Origin of the sequence: Pseudomonas sp. TE50-2, assembly GCF_040813665.1 — a bacterium.
GTDB lineage: Bacteria > Pseudomonadota > Gammaproteobacteria > Pseudomonadales > Pseudomonadaceae > Aquipseudomonas > Aquipseudomonas soli.
The window spans coordinates 1653483-1671065 of record NZ_JBFNXN010000001.1; the positions used below are offsets into that span (position 1 = coordinate 1653483).

At 63.5% G+C, this 17583-nt stretch carries 23 protein-coding genes; all 23 read right to left on the reverse strand.

Features of this window, described 5'->3' with window-relative positions:
- Positions 1-20 precede the first annotated feature (20 nt).
- On the reverse strand, positions 21-593 hold the full coding sequence (locus AAHK21_RS07520; RefSeq protein WP_110697824.1) for a hypothetical protein: 573 nt from the start codon (positions 591-593) through the stop codon (positions 21-23).
- Between the two features lie 61 nt (positions 594-654).
- Positions 655-1356, reverse strand: a complete 702-nt coding sequence (locus AAHK21_RS07525; protein WP_367856880.1) for a colicin-like pore-forming protein — start codon at positions 1354-1356, stop codon at positions 655-657.
- A 44-nt stretch (positions 1357-1400) separates the two neighbouring features.
- Entirely contained in the window at positions 1401-1862 is a 462-nt protein-coding gene (locus AAHK21_RS07530) for a lysis system i-spanin subunit Rz (RefSeq protein WP_367858967.1), read from the reverse strand.
- A gap of 32 nt (positions 1863-1894) precedes the next feature.
- Positions 1895-2446, reverse strand: a complete 552-nt coding sequence (locus AAHK21_RS07535) for a glycoside hydrolase family 19 protein (RefSeq protein ID WP_367856881.1) — start codon at positions 2444-2446, stop codon at positions 1895-1897.
- Between the two features lie 217 nt (positions 2447-2663).
- A complete protein-coding gene (locus tag AAHK21_RS07540) occupies positions 2664-3698 on the reverse strand; it encodes a phage late control D family protein (RefSeq protein WP_367856882.1) in 1035 nt (344 codons plus the stop codon).
- A 16-nt stretch (positions 3699-3714) separates the two neighbouring features.
- On the reverse strand, positions 3715-3921 hold the full coding sequence (locus AAHK21_RS07545; protein WP_102681658.1) for a tail protein X: 207 nt from the start codon (positions 3919-3921) through the stop codon (positions 3715-3717).
- Positions 3896-4741 (reverse strand): phage tail protein, encoded by an 846-nt coding sequence (locus AAHK21_RS07550; protein WP_367856883.1) that lies wholly within the window; start codon positions 4739-4741, stop codon positions 3896-3898. Before AAHK21_RS07550 ends, AAHK21_RS07545 begins: the two co-directional genes overlap by 26 nt.
- Positions 4742-4750: 9 nt before the next feature.
- Positions 4751-7045 (reverse strand): hypothetical protein, encoded by a 2295-nt coding sequence (locus AAHK21_RS07555; protein ID WP_367856884.1) that lies wholly within the window; start codon positions 7043-7045, stop codon positions 4751-4753.
- Between the two features lie 125 nt (positions 7046-7170).
- Positions 7171-7473, reverse strand: coding sequence for a phage tail assembly protein (locus AAHK21_RS07560; protein ID WP_367856885.1), 303 nt, complete (start codon positions 7471-7473; stop codon positions 7171-7173).
- Positions 7474-7485: 12 nt separating this feature from the next.
- Positions 7486-7995: a phage major tail tube protein gene (locus AAHK21_RS07565; RefSeq protein ID WP_023628885.1), complete on the reverse strand. Its 510-nt coding sequence runs from the start codon at positions 7993-7995 to the stop codon at positions 7486-7488.
- Between the two features lie 13 nt (positions 7996-8008).
- The gene (locus tag AAHK21_RS07570) at positions 8009-9175 is read right to left on the reverse strand and encodes a phage tail sheath subtilisin-like domain-containing protein (RefSeq protein ID WP_367238510.1); all 1167 of its coding nucleotides are present in this window, start codon (positions 9173-9175) and stop codon (positions 8009-8011) included.
- Between the two features lie 112 nt (positions 9176-9287).
- Positions 9288-9839: a hypothetical protein gene (locus AAHK21_RS07575; protein WP_367856886.1), complete on the reverse strand. Its 552-nt coding sequence runs from the start codon at positions 9837-9839 to the stop codon at positions 9288-9290.
- 10 nt (positions 9840-9849) lie between these two features.
- The gene (locus tag AAHK21_RS07580) at positions 9850-11586 is read right to left on the reverse strand and encodes a phage tail protein (RefSeq protein ID WP_367856887.1); all 1737 of its coding nucleotides are present in this window, start codon (positions 11584-11586) and stop codon (positions 9850-9852) included.
- Positions 11579-12187, reverse strand: coding sequence for a phage tail protein I (locus tag AAHK21_RS07585; RefSeq protein ID WP_367856888.1), 609 nt, complete (start codon positions 12185-12187; stop codon positions 11579-11581). The genes AAHK21_RS07580 and AAHK21_RS07585 overlap by 8 nt, the downstream gene beginning before the upstream one ends.
- Before the next feature lies 1 nt (position 12188).
- On the reverse strand, positions 12189-13070 hold the full coding sequence (locus tag AAHK21_RS07590; RefSeq protein ID WP_367856889.1) for a baseplate J/gp47 family protein: 882 nt from the start codon (positions 13068-13070) through the stop codon (positions 12189-12191).
- Entirely contained in the window at positions 13067-13393 is a 327-nt protein-coding gene (locus tag AAHK21_RS07595; protein WP_367856890.1) for a GPW/gp25 family protein, read from the reverse strand. The genes AAHK21_RS07590 and AAHK21_RS07595 overlap by 4 nt, the downstream gene beginning before the upstream one ends.
- A gap of 103 nt (positions 13394-13496) precedes the next feature.
- On the reverse strand, positions 13497-13829 hold the full coding sequence (locus AAHK21_RS07600) for a hypothetical protein (protein WP_110738424.1): 333 nt from the start codon (positions 13827-13829) through the stop codon (positions 13497-13499).
- Between the two features lie 136 nt (positions 13830-13965).
- Positions 13966-14610: a hypothetical protein gene (locus AAHK21_RS07605; protein ID WP_367856891.1), complete on the reverse strand. Its 645-nt coding sequence runs from the start codon at positions 14608-14610 to the stop codon at positions 13966-13968.
- A gap of 19 nt (positions 14611-14629) precedes the next feature.
- The gene (locus AAHK21_RS07610; RefSeq protein ID WP_367856892.1) at positions 14630-15190 is read right to left on the reverse strand and encodes a phage baseplate assembly protein V; all 561 of its coding nucleotides are present in this window, start codon (positions 15188-15190) and stop codon (positions 14630-14632) included.
- Positions 15187-15684 (reverse strand): hypothetical protein, encoded by a 498-nt coding sequence (locus AAHK21_RS07615; protein WP_367856893.1) that lies wholly within the window; start codon positions 15682-15684, stop codon positions 15187-15189. Before AAHK21_RS07615 ends, AAHK21_RS07610 begins: the two co-directional genes overlap by 4 nt.
- A gap of 62 nt (positions 15685-15746) precedes the next feature.
- Positions 15747-16577: a putidacin L1 family lectin-like bacteriocin gene (locus AAHK21_RS07620; protein WP_367856894.1), complete on the reverse strand. Its 831-nt coding sequence runs from the start codon at positions 16575-16577 to the stop codon at positions 15747-15749.
- A gap of 10 nt (positions 16578-16587) precedes the next feature.
- Entirely contained in the window at positions 16588-16776 is a 189-nt protein-coding gene (locus AAHK21_RS07625) for a Com family DNA-binding transcriptional regulator (protein ID WP_367856895.1), read from the reverse strand.
- Positions 16777-16801: 25 nt separating this feature from the next.
- Complete coding sequence (locus AAHK21_RS07630) at positions 16802-17149, reverse strand: phage holin family protein (RefSeq protein ID WP_367856896.1); 348 nt, start codon at positions 17147-17149, stop codon at positions 16802-16804.
- Positions 17150-17583 lie beyond the last annotated feature (434 nt).

A 17583-nucleotide genomic window follows, 5' to 3' on the forward strand; every position in this document is an offset into this window, starting at 1 on the left:
TGTGAAGAATGGGCCCTACCCTAACACCCCGGTGACCTGCCCACACATCGCAGCAGCCAGCCGACCGGGTAATGAATGAACAGCAGGTAGCTCAGGAGCAGCAGATACTCCAACGCCATCAGCATGCTCGCGGCAAAGCATGCAAACAGCACCGGGTTGAAGCCGAAACCGCGAAACTTGCCGCGGTGATGGGCAAAATCCACAGAGGTGAAGTAGTTGTAATGCACCATGAAGCTGATAAGCGCTGCCCAGCCGAGGTACAGCAACAGGTAGCGATGCCATGGCAGTACGGGCAAGCGAGCAGGCAAGCCGGAGCCGGGCTGGCGCAGGATCACGACAAGCCCGGCGGCAAACAGGGGGGCGGCAACCGCGATGTAATTGGCGATGGCCATGGATTCCAGAGGGAAGTTCGATGACCAGGGACCGACACGTCCCAGCAGGTGCTGTACCAGGAACTGCTCGAGCGTGATCGGCAATTGGCCTTGGGCCTGGGTTGGCAACCACAGGGCAATCGCGAAGATTGGCAGTACGCTCACCAGGATGAGCAGCCATTGGCAAAGCTTGAGCAGACCCGCTTTTTCAGTGGTTTTCATGACATCCTGTTCATTGCATGCATTAAGCCAAGGAGCGCAACGCGCTCCTTGGTGAACAGCGTCAGGCGCCTACGGCGTCCATTACCCAGTTGTTGATCTGATCAACTTTCTCCGGGTCGAAGTAGGAACTGGCCAGGCCAACCAGCACACCCCCGACGACCAGCGCCACGCCACCCGTCACCGTCACCCCCAGCAAACCGGGTGTGATGCCGAGCATGGCCCCGGCCGCACTGCCTGCGATCTTGCCGAGCACGGCGCTCTCCATCTCCAGCAGGAAGGGCTTCCACTCTCCCGTCTGGAACCCTGTGGCGGCCGCCTCCACAAGCCCTTGGGCCTGGATGGCCCCGCCGGTAACGCCGAAAGCCTTGCCCAGGCGCGTCATGTTATCGCCCAAGGTCGCCTTGTCCAGTGCGCGCAACGCTTGCGCGACAGCAGCCGCATCCTTGCCATTGAGCTTCCAGCCAGGGTTGCTCGACATTTTCTCGAATGTCTTCAGGGCATCCTGGTAGCTGCGCACCTGTTTGCCCGAGATATCCTTCTGAAGCTCCCGGGCGGCTTGCGATACGCGCTCACCGTAACGGCTGGCGATTTCCTTGTAGGCCTCCTTTTTCGCGGCGTCACGCCGGGCCTTTTCCAAGGCATCGAGTTTCTCGCTCAACTGCTCCTGCGCCTTGAGGTCGACATACAACGCCAGCGCTGCCGTAAAGAGAGAAAGCTCGACATCCAGCGCCGCTGGCACGTCGTAATCGACCAGCTTGCGCAATTCATCGATCAACGCCCTGACGGAAAAAAGATAGGAAATGCAGATCAGTGCGACAGTGCGCGCACATAAGCCTGACAGGCCCGCAAGGCGATCAGTCCACGGTCGCCGTCGTCGGTGATGGCGATAATTCGTCGAGCATGCGCCGGGTCAAGTCGGGCGCGTACGGAGCCATGATCCACGCCGCCGGCGCCGGTGGCGGCAGGCACTGGGGCACAGGCGGTGTCGCGCTCGACCAGGACCGACAGGCGCAGATCGGCAGTAGCAAGGCGGTCACGCAGGCGAGCCTGAGTGTGCTGGGCATCGGTCAACTCCTGGAAATGTTTGGTTTCGCTGTCGTGCAGGCGTTGTTCGAGGCCCTGGCGCTGCTCGCGCTCGGCCAGCAGCATGCCGTGCAGCGCCTCGGCCTGGTCCAGGCGCTGCTGCACCAGCACTTGTTCCTGCTCGGCCAGCTGGCGACCAAGGCGCCAGCCCTGCGCCTGCCAGGCCCCGGCAGCGGACAACACCATCAGCCCGACGCAAGCCGCCAGTTGCAGGCGGCTCAGCACAGCACCTCCCGCGCCCGCGCCCACAGTTCGAGGCGTTCGGACAAGCCGTTCAGGCCACCGTTGATATGCCGGGTGATGCGGTTGAACTCACCCTGGTCGGCCAGGGCGTTAAGCCCACGCGAATGCCAGAACCAGGCCGCCGATTCGCACGCCCAGCGCGGCTGCTCGAGCATCTGCGGTTGCGCCAGCAGGCGCTCGTCACCGAACAACGCACGGCTGCAAGCCTGGTAGTTGTTACGCCCGGTCACCTGAATCAGGCCGCGACCGCAATAGCGCTGGCCGTCGCCGTCGGCTTCGGGCGTGTTACCCAGGCGCAGCGCCAGGCTGCCGGTGTCGTAGCGGGCCAGGTACTTGTCGTTGCCCAGTTCCTTCACATAGCGCAGTTGGCCGGACTCATGGCCGACCTGGGCCAGGAACGCGGCAACACGCTTGGGGTGGTCGATCTCCCAGTTGGCCATGGCCGTGTTCAGCGCCGGCAGAAAGGCGGCGATGCGTTGGCCGGCGAGCGGGTAGATCTGCTTGAGTTGCTGTTCAGTGAGCGGCATCGGTGCATTCTCCATTGCGGTCTGATCGAAAGGCGGCCGGTGCCGCCTGTGGCTCGCTCATGGGCGATGGCTCGAAGCGCTTGGCTTTCACAGAATTCAAGGTGTGGCGACCGCCGCACCTGATCTGGAGCTCGGAAACAGGGTGATGCGGCCGGCTGACGGCGACTATAGGGAGCGCCGCAGCCGGCAGGCATCGGGAAACCCTCACCACCCTGCCTCAGGCCTTGAGCGAACCCGTCCGCCGAGGCGCGGAACCCTTGGCTTTGGCCTTGCCCTGGCGGCCGCCGTTGCACTGCACGGTGGTGCGCCAGCCGCTGCTGGTGAACACCTGCTCGACCGATTCGATCAGGTAGTGCCCATCGAGCCCAGCCAGGAAGCCCTGGACATCGATGGCACGCTCAGCGAACAGATCGGTGCGCCCAGGCATATCGAGGCGTACGCTCGCGGTGTCGCGGTTGAAGCTGGCCAGTCGGGCACGGGCGGCCTGTTCCGCCGCCGCACGGTTGGGGTACAGGTGACGGTCGGTGTAGACCGGCTGCAGGCCGTCCGGAGCATCGCCATTGACCAGTTCCACCGCCTGCAGGCGCCCGCTGGCGCTGTCCTGGTGGCGGGTCCTGACGGCCTTGTGGGTGCTCTTGTCGGCCAGACGGAACTGCCACTGGCTGACCTGGTTGCGTGTAATGCCCACCACGTCCAGAGGCTTGCCGCTGGCGCTATGTCCGCCCTGGCGCGGCAGCACCAGCAGTTGCCCATTGGCGAGCTTGGCGGTGCAGTCGTGCTGGCGCGCCAGGCGGGTGACGAAGTTGAAGTCCGACTCGCTGTACTGATCGACCCGCGGCACCTGCACGGCCACCGGGCACACCGCCTGCCAACCGTTGCGGGCGCCGATCTCGGCGACGATGCGCTGCAGCGTCGTGTTCTCCCAGCTGCCGCTGCGGATGGTCTTGCCGCTGCCACGCAGGTCGCTGGCCTTGCCGCGGATCACCAGGGTGTCTGGCGGGCCCGACAGCTCGACCTCATCGACGGTGTAGCGGCCCAGGCGGCTCAAAGGCTGGCCGGCGTAGCCCAGGTGCACCTCCAGCAGCGCGCCCCTGGCCGGCAGCGCCACGTTGCCGTCACGGGCATCGATGCGCAGCTCGAATTCGTCCGACTCGAGGCCAGGTTTATCGGTGGTTCGCAGCAGCAGCAGACGGTCGTTGATCAGGTTGGTGATGTCGTTGCCGTCGGCGGTGATACGGAATTGGGGTTGCACGATTGAGGCTCCGATTTCAGTCCCACAGTTGCAAGGTTTCGCTCGTCGTCATCGGCAGTTCCGGCAACAGGATCCTCACCCCGGCGCGAAACGGCTGCGCCTCGTCCGCCAGCCCCTGGTTGGCATCCAGCACGGCCTCGACCGTGCCGGTAAGATGGCCGTAATAGTGCTGGCAGAGGGTGTCGAGCAGGTCGCCCTCAGACGTTGTGCAGGTCTTGGCCATAGCTCACGAACTCCAGTGAAAACCCTTGTTTGCGCGGAATACCGCCGGCCAGCAGGACACTTTGCTCCTCCTCGATGCTGGTCAGGCACCAGGTGCCAAGCACCTCGCCGTAGCCAGTGGTCAACGACAGCGGCAGCAGCTGGCGGCCAATGCTGCGCAGCGTCTGCAACTGGCCGAGGCCACCCTTGAAACCCGGGAAGATCGCCCCGCGAATGCTGATGGTCTCTTCACCCAGGCTCACCGCCTGCTGCGCAGTGTCGCGGCTTAGCCGCTCCTGGCCGGCCCAGCGGAAGCGGGTCTGCCGGCGCAACTGGTCGAAGGCGGCGGTGTCGAGGTTGAAGTAGTACGGCGCTGAACCGGCCTTGAGTGGTTGCATCACCAGCAGGTGGGGGAATGGCTTGACCGCTTCGGCGGCAGGCGTCGCCTCGGGCGCGAAGCCCAGCGTCGACAGCACGCCGTTCACGGTCGAACGCACCTCCCCCACCACACGGCGGATCGCTGCCCCGGCCTTGGCGGCATGGGCGGCGAAGCCGTCGATGCGATCACGCACCTGACGTACCACCGCCACCGCCTGGTCGTACTTGGCCACCACCTTGGCGACCCGGGCCTGGGCATTGCTGATTGCACGCATCGTGCGTTGCAACTTGGCGCCGATGACCGGACCAACCACCGGCAAACCTTCCAGTTCGCCCACGGCGCCTTGTATATGGCCGATCGCGTCGTTCATCGGATCGAGCATGGCGTCGGCACGCCGACGCCCTGCCTCTCCCGCCTTGACCAGGGCGTGCAGCGTGGCTTGCAGCTGCTCCAGATAGGTCATGGATCCTCCTTAAAGTGCGATGTGTGGGGTGTCGGCCAACTGCGCCGAACGGGCCTGGCGCATCAGCTCTTCCAACTGACGACGGGCGATGGTCTCCAACTGTTGCAGCACGGAAGGGTCATCGAGGCTGTTGCTGAAGGTGACCGGCATGTTGGCGGTGAAGGTGAACTGCTGGTTGATTGGCGCGGGTGGTACCGCAGGCGTTGCCGTCGCTACCGGCGGCGCGGGTAGCGGCGGCTGTGCCGCAGGGCTATCCATTGCCCGTACTGCCTCCCCCAGGCTCGGCTTGGCGGCAGGCTCTTCCTTGCCCGAACCCAGCGCCTTGCCCAACCAGCCGCCAATGCTTTCACCTCCCATGCTGCCCAGCACGCCACCGATCAGGCCACCGATCGCGGTGCCAATCACCGGTACCACCGAGCCGATGGCAGCACCTGCCGCAGCACCGGCCAAACCGCCTCCCAGGCCACCAGCGGCGGTGCCATAACCCTCAAGTTTCTGCTCGGGCGAGGCATCGCTGTTGTAGGTCTCGGCAAGTTGCAGGCCGGTGTCGAGCAAGGCGGCACCTGGGATGCGCCTGAACACTCGCCTTGCCACCGAGGCGTTGGCATTGCCGGCCCCTGCCCTGCCCGTCAGGCCGGCGAACGCAGTACCGGCGAGCCCGACCGCGCTGGCTGGCGATGCAGTGGCTGGAGGGCTGTCCGGGACAGTTTCCTGGGCCTCGAAGAAGGCTGCCTCGTCCTCCGTTTCGTCGACCTCTTCCTCCTCCTCCTCTTCCTCCAGCTCCTCGACATCGTCACTGGCTTTAGGCATGCGAGTGGCAGCGGCAGGAATCTTGGCCTTATCGGCAGGAGCATCGTTGGCGGCGGGCTTGTCGGAGAACAATCCATGGAGCGTCTTCCCAGCCAGGCCGCCAAGACCTTCGCCGATCATCTCGCCGATCTCACCGCCGTACTTCTGGATCTGCTTGTTCTTGGTCACGCCGGCGAGCAGTTCCGCTCCAAGGCTCCCCAGCACACTCCCGAAAGCAGCACCCACCGCCTCGGCCTGGTCCTCGCTCTTGTCCTTGAGCATGGCCAGGCCAAGCTTGGTGGCGCCCTTGGCCGCCGCCTTGCCACCGTTCTCCCGCAGACCGCTAGTGATCTCGGAGCGTCGTTCGGGAGATTGCCCTTGGTACGTACGCGCGCCCCAGGTGGCAAACGCGGTACCACCCAGCGCACCTGCCGCGATCAATCCGCCCTTCATGATCTCCCGAGCACCATTGGCGGGGCCCTCGGAGGGGAGCTCTTGAGCTGCAGCAGCGCTCTCGAGTGCGGCGCTTCGGGCCTCTCCAGGCGGCGTGGCGGTACCCTCGGGCGCATCGACAGAACGTTGCGCTGAAGCATCAGCCGCATCCTTGTCCGTGCCTGAGGCATCGTTGGCGGCGGGCGTATCGGAGAACCAGCCGAAGACCGTCTTGCCGATCAACCCACCAACACCTTCGCCGATCATTTCGCCGATCTCACCGCCGTACTTCTGGATCTGCTTGTTCCTGGTCAGGCCGCCCAAGAGCTCCGCTCCCAGATTGCCGAGTACGCCTCCAAGGGCTGCACCTGCGGCCTCGGCCTTGTCCTCGCCCTTATCCTTGAGCATGGCCAAGCCAAGCTTGGTGACGCCCTTGGCCGCCGCCTTGCCACCGTTCTCCTTCAGGCCCTTGGTGATCTCGCTGCGTCTTTCCGGCGTTCGGCTTTGATAGTACGAACGTGCTCCCCAGGCAGCGCCAGCGGCGACACCGACAGTACCGGCACCTACCGCTCCAGCCTTGAGCACCGTCAAACCCGCATTCGCCGACTCCAGAGGCACACGCCCCTGCTCCGCGCTACGCGCCTCGGGCGGATCACCCCGGGCCGGCCGTGGCGCGGTGCTCGTCCCCTCCAGCAAGGCCGCCTTGCGCTGCGCCAACGTCGGAACTGCTGATTCCTTGGCGACGGCCGCACTCGAGGCCACCACCACCGAACGCAGTTCCAACGGTTTGCGTCCAAGTGACAGATACAGCCTGCGCAAGCGCTCGACCTCATTCCCCTCATGGCGCAATCGCTCGATCTGCGCCTCATGGGCTCCTGCCTGGTCGTTATCCAGCCGCCTTTCGGCCTGGTCCACCTTGTCCAGTTCGAGCCCCAGGCGGATGACCTCGCCGATCAACCGCCCGAGCCGGGTACCATCCACTTGCCTGCGCAGGTGCTCGACCTGAACACGCAAGCGCTCGGCGGACCTGCCCAACGCCTGGTTGCTGGTGACGCCGAGGGTGAACAGCTGTGTGTTCGCCATGGGTTCCTCCTTGTCACTCCGCCAGCCACCAGACCATATCGCTGTACGACATGGTCATGATTTCGCTGGCGGAAAATTTCAGCTCCTTGGCCAGCCGCCTGGCGGCGGCCTTCTGCCGGGCAGGGTCAAACCTCGTCGTCCTGCACCAGGCGAAAATAGCCAGTCTGCAGGCGGCTGTAGTCCTTCAGGGCCAAGCCTTCGAGGTCCTTGATGCCGACTTCGGCGAGCGAGGCGAACAGGTTCAGTTCGCGCTGCTCGTCGTCAACTGCGCCACCGACCTGGGCATTGCGGATATCACGCACGGTCGGTGCGCGTAGCGACAGGCTGTCGACCTGCACGCCATTGGCTTCGCTGGGGCGTGACAGGCGCACGGTCACGCGCTCGGCGTTGACGGTCAGCCATTGCGGGAGTTTCTTTGCTTGAGCCATCGAACGTTCTCCTTAAAGACCCAGGGCGGCGCGCTGGGCGGCCAGCTGGTCGACACCGTCGATCACCCGCTTCATGCCCAGGGCGTCGATTTCGTAGACCAGGCGGCCATCGACTTCGAGCTTGTAGTAGGTGACGGCGACGCTGTGCTTGATCTCGGCCTTGTCGCCGGACTTCCAGTCGCCCATGTCGATCTCTTTAAGCGAACCGCGCAGAGTGACGATGACCGGGTTGATCTTGCCCTTGAGGCCCTTGAAGGCACCGCGGAAGGTGCCGTTGAAGGCGGTGCCGTCGGCCAGGCCGAAGAACTTCAGCGACTCGCGGCGCACGCCGGTGGTGGTGAAGGCAGCTTCCTGCTTCTCCATGCCCTGGTCCATCTCGACCGGCATGTCCATGCCGCCGGGGCGGTGCTCTTCCATCTTCAGGGTGAGCTTGGGCAGGGTCAGGCTAGGCACATCGCCTTGGAAGCTGACGCCATCGACGAACAGGTTCAGGTTGGCCAGTGTTTCGGGAATCATTGCCATGTAGGTGCGCTCCTTAAGCGGCGGAATCGAGGACTTCGGTCAGCCACTGGTTGGTGACTTCGACGCGGAAATTGGGGTTTTCGGCAGGCGGCACATCGGTGAAGCGGATGTTCCAGTACACCTTGCCCTGCTCCAGCTGGCTGGCGGTGTTCAGCTCCGGGTCGGCGAAGACCTCGAAGTTGATGATCGCGCCCTGGTTCTTCAGGTCGCGCATGAAGGCCTGCAGGCCTTCGGTGACGTCCTTGACGTAGGTGGCGGTGATGGAACGGTCGACGGCCCACTTGTGGCCGTAGAGGATCGCGTCCATGACGATGTCCATGGTCCGCACGCGGGTGACGAAGGCCCATTTCGGGTCGCTCGACAGGGTGCGGTTGCCCCACAGGCGGAAGCCGTCGTCGCGGATGATGGTGGCGATGTTGGCGTTGTTCAGCAGGTTGGCGCGGCAGGTGTCGTCGCCATCGAGGAACTCCACGGCGCGGGTGGTGCCGGTGATGCCGACGAACTCCTTGTTCGACGGCGACGCCCAGAAGCCGTACTCGCGATCGGTGTAGGCGAACAGGCCGGCAACCCAGGCCGAACCCGGCGCGTCGACGGTGGCCTCTGCGGCGTTGTCCCAGTAGCGCACACCCGGATCGACCAGGAAGGCGCGCTTGGCGCCGAAATTCTTGGCGTAGGCGATGGCCGCTTCGTCGGTGGTGTTGGGGCCGTCGATGATGGCAATGGCGCGCAGCTTGTCGGCCAGGGCTACCAGGGCGGTACCGACGGCTTGGGTGGAGCTGTGCTTGGGAGTGACCAGCAGGCGCGGCTGGGCGTTGAAACGGCTCTTGCCGTCGAGCAGCGCCTGCAGGCCGGTGCGCTTGCCGTCGGCCAGCACGTTGCCGATGATCGCCGAGGTCTGCTCGGCGGCGTCTTCGAGCTTGGCCACGCCGCAGGCGACGATAACCGCCTTGGCGCGGCTGTAGATGGCGCGGCAGGCCTTGGTGATCGCCGCGTCCTGGCCGAACGCCGCGACCGCTTCGCGCTCGCTGGTGATCAGCACCAGGTCATTGGCCTTGGCGGTGACGCCCGGGCCTTCGGTGAAAGTGTCGACCAGGCCGATGATCGAGGACGACGGCAGCGCGATGCTGCGGGCGCCGGTGTCGACGTTGGTAACGGTTACGCCGTGGAAGAATCCACTCATGTAGGTTTACTCCAGGTTCAGATATGAAAAAGCCCCGCGGGTGCGGGGCCTGGAAGGGGTGGTTCATGATGAACAACGCCCCGAATATGTGGGGCCTCCTGAAAAGCAGAAGTTACTTGGCTTCAGGGCTGGTGATTAGTTCGATCTCTCGCACCAAAGACTGATAGCGTTCGAATCGGGCTTCGCCATCGGCAATATCCAGTTCATGCTTGCGCATGCGCAGTACCGCTAGAGCCTCCTGGTCCATCCGTTGTTGCTCAGCCTGCTGAATGATGAGGTCAGCAGCCTCGGTGCAGCTGAGGCCTGCGGAGTCAGCGTAACTCTTGATCCAGATGCCGGCATCGCCTTGATAACCGGCATCCTTGTATTGTCGGGCAGCATTTTCTCGGGAAAGATGCTCTTTTTCGAAGCGACTCCAATTGGCATAGATCGAGGCTATCTGGTCATCGATGAACGCCTGTAGATCCGCCACGCTCGGCCATTCAGCGTCTCTTTCCAGAATCTCAGGGGGGCAGACACTAAAATCAAGGATTTTATATTCTGACTGCGCCTGAAGCAGTTTCTCATAAAATTCGTGAGATATCTTGATTGCGCCCGAGGGAATACGCCTATGAACGTCATCATTGTAGAACGTGCGCTCACCCTTTACGACGAAGATTGACATTAAATTCTCCTCAGTAACCGATTGCACGCCACTGCACAGTGCGACCATCATAAACATTGGTATCACAGAATGCTTGCCCATCAAACCCTGTGACACTTGGTTTCCCGATGCTTACGGACTGCCTATCCTGACGATAATATGAAACTCGATCATAATCATCGATCGTCACACCAATACTGGCAACCACAGACAAACAACCATTGGGAAATCTAAGCGGGAATACCGTATCAATATTTGCCGAAGAAACATTCGCCGGCAGATAAATACTACCCCACTGCTCGATTAAACCATTAGGACTCTTAGCCCATCCGTTCGCGGCAATTTTCGAGGCGTAATCGGCAGTATTTGAAAGACCACCGGCAATCACTGCATACGTGTGATCAGCATTACATACCAACATCAAAGGTGGTTCATTAGAACGGATCGTAATGGTGTCGTATGCACGAGACCCAATTGCGATGTATCCCCCTGCCACGGCAGGTTTATGAACTGTAATTGTGCCATCCCCGGACCCAACGGAAAGACAAAATACTGAACCAATCGGAATACCCGAGGAAGGTAGTACCACAGTACTACTCCATATCGGAGCACCACCACCGTTCATATAAACCATTCGCCCTACTTCAGACAGGGTCAAGGTTGAACCTGATGGAAACCCTGTCACGTATGAGGGAAATGATAATCCCATTTCCTTGACAAACTGGGTGGTAGCCAAACGAGTCGAAATGTCTCCCCTTTCAGGTGTCATGGCGGCAGGGGCACCGGTAAATACAGGACTGGCAAGCGGAGCCTTAAGTGCCAGCGCAGCATCTACCTGGCTCCTTGTGTAGACATCAGTCAGTCCGTATCCGGCTACCGTAGTTGGATTGGTCGCGGCAACCACTCGCCCGTACTTGTCTACCGTGACACTGCGATAAGTCCCTACCGGCACACCGCTACGACCGAAGGCCATCTCATAGTTCTGGGCACTGACACCCAAGGTCGTCGCGCCATCGCTGACCAACTGCCAAGCGCTATCGCCATTAAGCGTGCCCTTCTCGACCAGTACCAACAGACCGGGCGTAACCTTGGCATTGCTGTCGGCATCGCTACTGCGTGTCCATGCGCCTGCGGCCGCCAGGTAGAGACCATTGTCCTTGGCCGCCGCCTGATCCTTGACCAACACCCGGGTGCCCGCCTGCAATACAACCCCATCGATGGTTTGCAGCCCACTCAAGGTAATGGCGGCAGTGGTCGCGACCTGCACCGAATGCTTGAAATCCTGCCGCGCCAGTTCCTCGGTGACCCACTCGCGAGTCGCCAGCACCACCGCCGGATCGATTTTCAACTGCACATTGCTGGCACTGCTGACGATCAGGTTCATGCGCACCACCTGGGTACGCCCCGAGCCCTGGCTGAGCAACGGTTTGTAAGTCGGCGCGCAGTTGGCCACGGCGACCATGTCGCCATCGGCGTCGTACAACGCGATCTCGCGGATCCACTTACCGCCGACATCCGCCGGGATGACCTGCTCGGCGACGATGATCGCGCTGTTCTTGTCGTCCACCTTCAGCTGGTTCAGCGGCGCGCGGCGCCATTCATTGATCAGGCTGGTCTGGGTGGCGTTGGGGGTGGGGTCGGCGCCGTTGGCGTCGCCCACGCCCATCTGGGTGATTTTCCACGGGATGCCCAAGGCATCCGCGTTGGCCTGTTTCGCCGCGCCCACGTTGGTGAGGATGGCGTAGAACTGGGAATTCTGGTCAACCATGTGCAATGTCCAAGGTATCGATTGTGTGTTCCCGGCCGCCGCGGCCGATGGCGCCACTGACGATCAGGTCAGGCGATGCCGGCGGGTAGACGTCGAGCTCATCGCCGTCCTGCAGCGTGCAGCCGAAGTAGAGGGCGCCACGGCTTTCGAGGCTGATCGCCAGCCCCGTCATGTGGCGACTGACCGGCCGGGCGTCGTCGATCAGCGACGACAGTTCGTTGTAGGTTTCCTCGCTGATGCCGGTGTCGGTCACCCCGACCTTCAGCGCAAAGGTCCCCGGCACCCCAGCCGGCTGGGTCTGCCACCATTCCTGCACCTCGATCAGGTAGCCGAACGGCTCGACCACCCGCCGCAGGGCGCCGAGGGTGCCCTTGTGGGCGTGGACGAAGAACGCCGAGCGGATCACCGAGCGCTTGATCGCCTCGCTCCAGCTGTCGTCCCAGCGGTCCACCGACCAGGCCCAGGCCAGTTGGTAGAGCAGGTGCGCCGGGCAGGTGTCGGGGTTGTAGAGTGTGCGCAAGGCGGCCTTGAGGTCTTCATCGGTGGCCACCTCGATGGCCCGCTCCAGTGGCGTGCGGTTGAGCGGCAGAAGACTCTGCATGTCAGCCACCCCGCCGCAGTTCGATGTCCGTGCACCAGGCGGCCTGGGCCTTGCTCGGGCGGATATCGCTCCAACCGACCAGCTCGACGCGGCTCACGCCGTCGATATGCAGTTGCGCGTCGATCCCCGAACGGGCGACCTCGACGCCCAGGCGTCGGCGCGGGTTGACCCACGCCTGGAGACGGCGTCGACACTCGGTGAGGATCGCCTCGAACTCCGGGCCGTTGTCGGCCATATGCAGCACCGCCTCGACGCGGTACGGCAACACCTCGGCGCTGCGCACATTGACCCGGTCGGCGACCGGGCGGATGTCGTCGTCGTTGAGGTAGGCGTTGACCTGGGCCAGCAGCTCGGGGCTGGCCACGCCATCGTTGTCCAGGCTCAGCACGGTGACGTCCACAACGGCCGGCGACGGGCTTTCGGCGGTCGCGTCGGCGACCCGCCCCGAAGCGTTGCGGGCATGGAGGATGTAGCTGTTGCGCGGGCCGGCGGTGGTCAGGCCTTCGTAGACCAGCTGCACCCGTTCGCGCAGGGCGTCGTCGGATTCGAGCACCGCCTCGGTCGGTGGAATCGTGCCCGGGGCCGCGGCCTGGATCACCAGGCGCTGCAGGCTGACGTTGGCCGCCAGTTGGTCGAGGTCGCTGCCTTGGGCGTAGGCCAGCAGCAGCGCCTTGGCCGCGTCGTTGATGCGCGCTCGGTTGAGCAGCTTGCGGTAGGCGCCCACTTCGAGCAGCTTGGTCACCGGGTCGCTTTCCAGGTTGGCGGTCCAGCCTTCACCCATCTGGGTGCGGAAGCTGGTCAGGTCTTCCTGGTAGAGCACCTCGAAATCGAGGTCCTCGAGCAGTTGCGGCGCGGGCAGTTTGGACAGATCGACCTGGCTCATACAGTCACCTCCACCAGGGCGTCATCGCCCAGATAACGGCCGCTCAGGGCCAGGCAGACCTGGCCATCGAGCACGGCGACAACCTTGACCCGCTCCAGCTTCAGGCGCGGTTCCCAGCGCCCCAGGGCGCGGGCCACCTCGGCCTGCACCGCGCTCTTCCAGCCTTCGTTGACCGGCAGGTCGACGTAGCGGCGCAGCTGGCTGCCGTACTCCGGGCGCATGCGCCGGCTGCCCAGCGGCGTGGTGAGGATGTCTTCGATGGATTGACGCAGGTGGGCCACGCCCGACAGGGGTTGGCCGGTGCGGCGGTCCATGCCGATCATGGGGCACCTCCTGGAATTGAGGCTCCAGGTAGCCTGTTCGGATAGCGCATGGTTATCACCTGGCAGAGAGGAATGGGTTGCCCGGACAAGCCGGGCAGCCGTTTCAGGAGACGAAGTCGTAGGTCAGGGCGATGGCCGCCGTGGCGTTGTTGGCAACGGTCCACAGGCCGTACCCCGCCGGGATGAACAGCGGATAAGGCAGGGTGTACTGCGAATCGATGCCGCCATTGATCCCGCCCATGATGGCGTGGACGCTCATGTCGCCGATGTAGGCCGGCGCCTTCGGACCGGTGTACAGGTTGAGGATGCCGCCACCGGTGCACAGGGTAGCGGTGCGCAGGTACACGCCATCCTTGTTGTCCGCCGCGCTGAAGACCTGGCTGACGGCGGTTGGGTGGGCGTTGAAGAAATGCTTGCCGACTTTTACTGCTTCCATGTTGCTTTACCTTTTGAGTCGAATGATCAGATGCGCACCATTGCGCAAGACATGTCGCTCACAGGCGATCGCGTTCGCTGGAGGCGCCTTGCGCAATGACGCAAGCGCACGTCCAGGCACTGCTCGGTGGCAAAAATCAGTTGGTGATCAGCAGATCCAGACTGGTCGCGTCACAGGCGTTGCTGGCCTTCTTGTCGATGACCAGATAGAGCATCGACGTGGTGCTCACTTCGATATCGTTGGCCTTGATGACCGCACTGCCGCCATTGGCCAGGTCGCCCGACTGCACCACGCTGTCACCCAGGTTGAGCGACCAGGCGATACCGTCGCCGCACGCGCTGTGCAGGTCGTTGACCCGGCCCAGCACGTTGACCCGGCCACTGATCGGGCTCGCCCAACGCACGATGCTCTGGCTGTCACCGCCCGGATGGGTGGCCACTTCGCCCTGCTTGAAGACGAAGCTGCCACCCGAGCCGCTGAAGACGAAGCTCTTCTTGATGACACTCACGTACGCGTTGTTGGCGTCATCGCGCCAGCAAGTGACGTTGGCGCCACTGCAGTTGTCGGCAACGAACGTCGGTAGCAGCGTGTAGTTGGCCGGTGCGTTGACCCCAGACTTGTTCTGCATGAACGTCCAAGGGGAGTCGGCTGCGGCACTCTGGGTCGCGATATACATGTCCCGGGCCAGGTTCCACGACTGGGCAGTTGCCGCCCAGGCACTGGGGGCCATGGCGCTACACAGCAGGGTGAGCACGACTAGAGTAGTTTTGAATTTTTTCATGGTCTGATCAGATCCTTGTTCAGTGCTTGTGATTGGCGGTGTTGCCGGCCGTATCGATGATTCGGCCACCGCCGTTGATGTCACCGCTGACCGTCAGCGGGCCATTGATGGCGACCGCGCCGGTCAGGGTGATCGACGCAGCGTCGAGGGTGATGGCGTTGTCGCTGACCACCAGGGTGCTGGCGCCGACCTTGACCGTGGCCTGGCCGCTGGGTAGCTGGATGTCATAGCGTTTGGCCTGCCAGTCGTAAGCCAGCGATCCGCCGTCATCGAAGCGCCAGACCTCGACATGGTCGCGGTTGTCCGGCGCCGTGCCGGCATTGCCGTATAACCCCGGGACGAAGGTGCCCAGTGCCGGTTCGCCGCTGGCGCTGATCAGCACGCCCTGCTCGTCCAGGCTCGGTACCCGCCAGTGGCGGGCCTTGCCAGCAGCCTGGGCATGCCAGCGCACCCAGGCGCTGGTCCAGCCGCCGCCGTCGGACACCCGCACCCGGGCTGCGGCCAGGTCGATCGCGACCACCCGACAGGGGATCACCAGGCTGGCCAGCATGCGATCGTGCATGGCGCTGGCGTAGCTCATGCCAGGTCCTCCGGTGACAGGTACTTGTCCTGGTTGCCGGGTCCGGTGTCCGGGGCAAAGCCCAGCATCAGGCTGCCCGCCGGTTGGTCGGGCCAAGGCCACTGGACAGTGCCTGACAGGATGGGTTGATCCCATTGCACCCGCCAGGTGGTGCCCTCGGCTTCGGCGAGAATGTCCCGTGCGCCCTCGACGTAATCGAGCCCCCAGAACTGCTGGCGCAGCACATCGATCAGCTGTGCCGCCAGCACTCCTGCCTGCATCCGTGCCTGCGCGGGGGTGCCCTGGGCGGTGACGCGGGCCTCGAAGGTCGCCATCAGCAATGAGCGACCGTCACGCAGCGCCTCGTCGCCACGCATGCGCAACACGCCATGCACCAAGGCCGGCAGGGCCGGCTCGGTAATGTCGTCGCCCTCCGTGGCGACTGTGGCGAAGGCCGGCAACGCCGCCCGCAGGGTGGAGGTGACGGCCGCGTACAACTGGGCCAGTTCGCTCATGCTTGTGCTCCTTGAACGCTCGGTTCGGCGAAGGCCGGGCCCGCAAAGGCCCGGCGCCCGGCTCAGAAGTGCCAGGTCCAGATGTCGATAGGCTTCTGGTCAGGGTTGATCTTGCGGATATGGCGATAGGTCGGCTGGAAGCCGAAGCGCGCCCACACCGGTTTCTCGTCGAGGATGGCGATGCTGCCGTTGGCCTGCAGGCGCAGCACCGCGCTGGCATGTCCGCCGGTGTGCGAATGCCACAGCACCGCGTTGCCAGCGCCGTAGATCACCAGGTTGCCGTCACCCTGGAACACTGCGCGCACAGCGCCCTTGCCTTGAGTGCCGGCGTTCCAGGTGGCCGCGCCGTTCGGGCCATAGGCCACGAGATTGCCGTCGCCCTGGAACACCAGCTTGCTGGTGCCCGCGCCATATACCACGCCCTGAACCAGCTCGGAGCCAGGCGCCAGCAGCAGCGAATCGACGGCGCCGGGCACCAGCGGGATAGCCGATGTACCGTTCCACAGCGCCAGGGAGTCGACCAGCACGATGTTGCCGTCGTCCTGCAGCACCAGGTGGGTGCGGTTCCACTGGTCGTTGCTGGTGAAGGTGCTGTTATTGGTCAGCCACACCCGGCGCCGCGAGTAGTCGTCGAGGAATGCGCCGTACTGCACGTAGAAGGCCAGCGGGGCTTTCTTGTTGCGCAGGGGGATGGTCGAGCTGAAAGGTTGCTGTTCATTGGCGATCCAGACGGTGGCGCCGTTGTCCTGGATCACCAGGTTGCCATCGCCCTGCAGCAGCAGCTTGAAGCGCTGGTTGGGCGACAGCAGGTACTGGCCCGCCGACAGGGTCTGGTAAGCGGGCAGCACCGAAGTGCCGACGCCGTTGAAAGGAATGCGGGTACGACCTGCCATGGTGTTTCTCCTACTGGATCGATTGAAGGGGAGCCGGGCTCTGTGGCCCGCCCTGATCGCTCGTCGGCACGTTGTCGAGGCCCGTGGCCTTCATGTGGTTGATGGTCGCGCAGCGCGAGCACTTGATCTGGACCAGCGCCGACCCGCCGATGCGGGCCAGCAAGCGGTTGCATTTACCGCAGCGAAACTCGTTGAACATCCGCCTTTCTTCCTTGTTACCGCGTTCATTCTTCGTCCTGGCGCACAGCTGCAGGCTGCTCGCCCAACCCCAGCCTTCGAGCGGCCCAGCGCTCGTAAAGGCCGATGGCCACGTCGGCGCCGGCCATAGAGGTAAGGCAACCGAAGGCGCTGGCACTCCAGATCGACATGCCGCTGGCGTACAACAGCATGACTGTCGACACCCCGCAGACCATGCAGGCCCCGGAGCGCAGCGCCAGCCGCCTGAGCAGCCCCCAGCCGCGCGCGCCGGCCTTGTCGGCGCGCCACATCTCGCCGGAAAGTCCGCCCAGCAATGCCAGGAGGATCACCAGCCAGAGCGGCATCTCCAGCAACGTCTGTTGCTCGTTCGTCACGTTCCTGTCTCCTGTGTGTTACCCGCCGGCGACAGGCCGGCGGATCGTGATTGGCTTGACTCGGCATTCCAAAAAGCCCGCCTTGCAGGCTTTTCAGTAATGCGCGGTGTAACCGCCGGCCACGACTGGTGACGCCGTGCGGTTGCGCTTCAAATTGGTGACTCCGACCGCGGCCGCCTGCCCGCCGGATAACTGATCGTGGTGCTTTACGCTGCACACCCGGGCCAGTTGCCAACCCTCTGAACAGTCGAGGCCTGTTCATCGCTGCCTGTATCTCAACCGGTTTCGTCCGGCTTGGGATACATTTTATGCATTCATGCATATGCAGTCAATGCACAAATTCAAAATTTTATGCATCAGGGTTTGCTCTTATGCATGGAGGCCTGATCTGACGTGGGTGTAGGGGTTTTCTGAGGGCGAAAAAAAACCCGCCA

What these genes read in the sequence shown, in the direction of transcription:
- AAHK21_RS07520 (WP_110697824.1), bottom strand. Translation starts at nt 593, where the DNA reads ATGAAAACCACTGAAAAAGCGGGTCTGCTCAAGCTTTGCCAATGGCTG.
- AAHK21_RS07530 (WP_367858967.1), bottom strand. Translation starts at nt 1,862, where the DNA reads ATGGTGTTGTCCGCTGCCGGGGCCTGGCAGGCGCAGGGCTGGCGCCTT.
- AAHK21_RS07535 (WP_367856881.1), bottom strand. Translation starts at nt 2,446, where the DNA reads ATGCCGCTCACTGAACAGCAACTCAAGCAGATCTACCCGCTCGCCGGC.
- AAHK21_RS07545 (WP_102681658.1), bottom strand. Translation starts at nt 3,921, where the DNA reads ATGGCCAAGACCTGCACAACGTCTGAGGGCGACCTGCTCGACACCCTC.
- AAHK21_RS07550 (WP_367856883.1), bottom strand. Translation starts at nt 4,741, where the DNA reads ATGACCTATCTGGAGCAGCTGCAAGCCACGCTGCACGCCCTGGTCAAG.
- AAHK21_RS07555 (WP_367856884.1), bottom strand. Translation starts at nt 7,045, where the DNA reads ATGGCGAACACACAGCTGTTCACCCTCGGCGTCACCAGCAACCAGGCG.
- AAHK21_RS07560 (WP_367856885.1), bottom strand. Translation starts at nt 7,473, where the DNA reads ATGGCTCAAGCAAAGAAACTCCCGCAATGGCTGACCGTCAACGCCGAG.
- AAHK21_RS07565 (WP_023628885.1), bottom strand. Translation starts at nt 7,995, where the DNA reads ATGGCAATGATTCCCGAAACACTGGCCAACCTGAACCTGTTCGTCGAT.
- AAHK21_RS07570 (WP_367238510.1), bottom strand. Translation starts at nt 9,175, where the DNA reads ATGAGTGGATTCTTCCACGGCGTAACCGTTACCAACGTCGACACCGGC.
- AAHK21_RS07575 (WP_367856886.1), bottom strand. Translation starts at nt 9,839, where the DNA reads ATGTCAATCTTCGTCGTAAAGGGTGAGCGCACGTTCTACAATGATGAC.
- AAHK21_RS07580 (WP_367856887.1), bottom strand. Translation starts at nt 11,586, where the DNA reads ATGGTTGACCAGAATTCCCAGTTCTACGCCATCCTCACCAACGTGGGC.
- AAHK21_RS07585 (WP_367856888.1), bottom strand. Translation starts at nt 12,187, where the DNA reads ATGCAGAGTCTTCTGCCGCTCAACCGCACGCCACTGGAGCGGGCCATC.
- AAHK21_RS07590 (WP_367856889.1), bottom strand. Translation starts at nt 13,070, where the DNA reads ATGAGCCAGGTCGATCTGTCCAAACTGCCCGCGCCGCAACTGCTCGAG.
- AAHK21_RS07595 (WP_367856890.1), bottom strand. Translation starts at nt 13,393, where the DNA reads ATGATCGGCATGGACCGCCGCACCGGCCAACCCCTGTCGGGCGTGGCC.
- AAHK21_RS07600 (WP_110738424.1), bottom strand. Translation starts at nt 13,829, where the DNA reads ATGGAAGCAGTAAAAGTCGGCAAGCATTTCTTCAACGCCCACCCAACC.
- AAHK21_RS07605 (WP_367856891.1), bottom strand. Translation starts at nt 14,610, where the DNA reads ATGAAAAAATTCAAAACTACTCTAGTCGTGCTCACCCTGCTGTGTAGC.
- AAHK21_RS07610 (WP_367856892.1), bottom strand. Translation starts at nt 15,190, where the DNA reads ATGAGCTACGCCAGCGCCATGCACGATCGCATGCTGGCCAGCCTGGTG.
- AAHK21_RS07615 (WP_367856893.1), bottom strand. Translation starts at nt 15,684, where the DNA reads ATGAGCGAACTGGCCCAGTTGTACGCGGCCGTCACCTCCACCCTGCGG.
- AAHK21_RS07620 (WP_367856894.1), bottom strand. Translation starts at nt 16,577, where the DNA reads ATGGCAGGTCGTACCCGCATTCCTTTCAACGGCGTCGGCACTTCGGTG.
- AAHK21_RS07625 (WP_367856895.1), bottom strand. Translation starts at nt 16,776, where the DNA reads ATGTTCAACGAGTTTCGCTGCGGTAAATGCAACCGCTTGCTGGCCCGC.